Below are 3,023 nucleotides of genomic sequence, written 5' to 3' on the forward strand. Positions count from 1 at the left end.
AAGAAAGCGTCAAGTAAGTTTGGTTGATACAAAGTACTACCATTGCATATCACGTTGCGTTCGCCGTGCATTTTTATGTGGGGAAGATCACTTTACAGGTCAATCCTACGAGCATCGTAGAGGCTGGGTTGAAGACAAACTGCTTGAGTTAGCTAAGGTATTTTGTATTGACGTCTGTGCTTATGCTGTCATGAGCAATCATACGCACTTAGTGTTGTATGTTGATGACAAAAAAGTGAATCGGCTGAATGATAAAGCGATTGTTATTCGCTGGCACAAGCTGTGTAAAGGCACTGTACTTACGCAAAAATACATACAGGGTGAAAAGCTAAATAAAGCTGAACTTATCTTTTTTAATCTAACAGTAAAACAATACCGCGAGCGCCTATCAAGTATTAGCTGGTTTATGCGGTTGTTAAATGAAAACATTGCTCGCAGAGCAAATAAAGAAGATAACTGCACTGGCCGTTTTTGGGAGGGACGATTTACGTCTCAAGCATTATTAGATGAAGCAGCCCTTGCGGCCTGCATGGCGTATGTCGATTTAAACCCCATTAGAGCCAAAATGGCTAACACCCCAGAAGAGTCAGACCATACTAGCATCAAACACCGTTTAACGTATGCAAAGGATGGCAAGCAATCAAAACAACTACTGCGCTTTGCAGGCATGCCACGTCAAATTATGCCAAAAGGGCTGCCGTTTGAACTTAAATCGTACCTTGAACTTGTTGAGTTAACAGGACGTTGTATACGAGAAGACAAACGCGGTTATATTGAAAGTTCGCACTCACCCTTACTCGAAAGAGTTAATATCTCCCCAGAAAACTGGTTAAAACTCACCACACAATTTACGCGTGTATTTCATGGCGCAGTAGGCAGGCCAAGTTCACAAGCTAGTTACTGTGAAAATTTAAACAGAAAGCGGCGGGCGAATATAAGTAACTGCGAAAAGCTACTGGGATAAAACGTAAGCTACTCAGTAAAACTATTCAGTAATAAATCACAACTGCATTATGCAGTCATTTTCATGCGTGTAATTTAGGTTTAACAGTGATAATTGCTTATTTAATGTGTAACGCGCGAGTAAAGATATAAAAAGAGGTGAACTCTTAGCCCAAAAAAGTAAATTTAGTGGCGCGCTAGACTAGTTTACAATTGGAGTGGCTGTCTAATTTAATATTAATAATTGCTTATTTAATGTGTAACGCGCGAGTAAAGATATAAAAAGAGGTGAACTCTTAGCCCAAAAAAGTAAATTTAGTGGCGCGCTAGACTAGTTTACAATTGGAGTGGCTGTCTAATTTAATATTAAAAAAGTAAATTTAGTGGCGCGCTAGACTAGTTTACAATTGGAGTGGCTGTCTAATTTAATATTACAGTGAATAAAGGCATGAATAAATTGACCTTACGGGGTCAAACGAAAGTGAATGCGCAATGGCAACTGTATTGCCTTGTTCATCATATAGAAAAGCTGCAAAACGCGATGCATTAAGAAGGGTAAGCCCTTTTACCCTAAATAAAAGCCACTCAAACACCCGTAATCCCTTCCAAAACGCCAATTAGAACAATATCAAACACTTCAATATTCTGCGTAAAAATACAGTAATCAATTGAACCAAAATAGGAACTCAGCTATGGTTTGTTTATCAATAAAAACAAATTTAAAAACGAGTTAATCTACAGGCTCGTTATGTGTTTCAGGAGTATGGAGATTATCAATGAGTAATGAAGACTTAAAAATGGTAGAGGCTAAATTAGAATTAGACCGCATATCAGAGCTTGAAAAAGATAAAGAAGAATTTGATAAACTTGGCGCAAATGATTGGGGTCTTAAGGACTTTCTTTCTGTTGTAGCGCCATTTGGCTTACTCCTGATTGCAAATAACTTTTTTACAATCGAGAGTGAATTATTTCAAGTAATGTGTGTCATTTTTTTTGCATCGTCTTTTGTACAAGGGATGGTTACAGCTGAAAGTAAAAAGACAAACCGTAGAATTAACTTATTGCTTAAAATCATCAAACAAGAACAGAGTAAAAACACATAACAAACGCATTAACACTCGCTTCGCGCGGTATTGTACCCTACATATTTTTGCCCGTTATGCGGGGTGTTATGTTTTAAGGAGAGTTTTGTGGACGTAGATATTGGAGTTGCTGTTTCAACAGGTTTAGGTAGTGTAGGTGTTATTGCGTCAGGCTTTGCGCTATTTCAAAACTACAGCCATAAAAAACTGAGCTTAATCATGTATTCGAGAATTAAAGACTTAGAAGATGACAGAGCTGAATTAAAACTTGATATGAAAGAGCAAAAAGTTTTACTCAACGATGCTATTAAGAAGATAGAGTCTCTTGAGAAAGAAATTACATCACTTAAGAAAGCCCTTCGTGACCTCATATCAAAGTCTGAAAGCCTTGCTAATCGTTTATCTCACATTGATGAACAAATTATCAATCATGAAGAAAAGTTATTAAAAATGGCACGTTCTGCAGCCGAAGAAGCTGCTTTAAGTGTTAGCGGCCGTATTATCAGAGCTGAATTGAGTCCAGCTATACAGACAATAAAATATGTAGAACAATCGATTGAGCAAATAAAAAGAGAACTCAAGGAGTCATCAGCTAGAGCTGCACAAGAGTTAGAATATTAAAACATAACAACATGCCCTGAGGTGGGCAGCAAGCGCTAAAGCTCACTTTCCACCGCAAATTTTAACAGCAGTGAACCCTTATTTTTTAATGCAGTTAAGTAAGTTGATTCATCGTAGGGCGTATGTGTTTTCCAGCACCTAAATAGTATTCGTGTCCACTTAAACGTCAATGATTTGATGATGGTATTATGGGGTTTTCCTTTTGCCATTAGCTTTATTGTTGGTTTAAAACAACAATGGGCAAGCTTGTGAGTAAAGTTGTAGTGGTACAGTGATTTTGGCCACCCATTAAGAAAGAAATGTTATGCTAATAAGCATACAAATTTGGGTGAAAAAATGACGAAATTAAAACGCGCAACGTATTCTGCAGCAATAAAA

3 protein-coding genes and 2 pseudogenes are annotated in these 3,023 nt (G+C 37.5%); 4 read left to right on the plus strand and 1 reads right to left on the minus strand.

Going from position 1 to position 3,023, the window contains the following annotated elements:
* The 4 genes and pseudogenes from I6F40_RS19525 to I6F40_RS19540 all read left to right on the plus strand — a co-directional run.
* Positions 1-964: transposase (locus tag I6F40_RS19525; RefSeq protein ID WP_197193331.1), on the plus strand; the 964-nt coding region annotated here is incomplete at its 5' end.
* A gap of 405 nt (positions 965-1,369) precedes the next feature.
* Positions 1,370-1,492: pseudogene (locus I6F40_RS19530) on the plus strand (transposase); the annotation flags it as partial.
* Between the two features lie 226 nt (positions 1,493-1,718).
* Positions 1,719-2,045, plus strand: a complete 327-nt coding sequence (locus I6F40_RS19535) for a hypothetical protein (RefSeq protein WP_197193332.1) — start codon at positions 1,719-1,721, stop codon at positions 2,043-2,045.
* A gap of 87 nt (positions 2,046-2,132) precedes the next feature.
* On the plus strand, positions 2,133-2,645 hold the full coding sequence (locus I6F40_RS19540) for a hypothetical protein (protein WP_197193333.1): 513 nt from the start codon (positions 2,133-2,135) through the stop codon (positions 2,643-2,645).
* Positions 2,646-2,680: 35 nt separating this feature from the next.
* Here I6F40_RS19540 and I6F40_RS19940 read toward each other — a convergent pair.
* Positions 2,681-2,851: pseudogene (locus I6F40_RS19940) on the minus strand (IS110 family transposase); the annotation flags it as partial.
* Between the last annotated feature and the right edge of the window lie 172 nt (positions 2,852-3,023).

Origin of the sequence: Pseudoalteromonas sp. SWXJ133 (assembly GCF_015864365.1) — a bacterium.
GTDB classification, from domain to species: Bacteria; Pseudomonadota; Gammaproteobacteria; order Enterobacterales; family Alteromonadaceae; genus Pseudoalteromonas; species Pseudoalteromonas arctica.

What these genes read in the sequence shown, in the direction of transcription:
- I6F40_RS19535 (WP_197193332.1), top strand. Translation starts at nt 1,719, where the DNA reads ATGAGTAATGAAGACTTAAAAATGGTAGAGGCTAAATTAGAATTAGAC.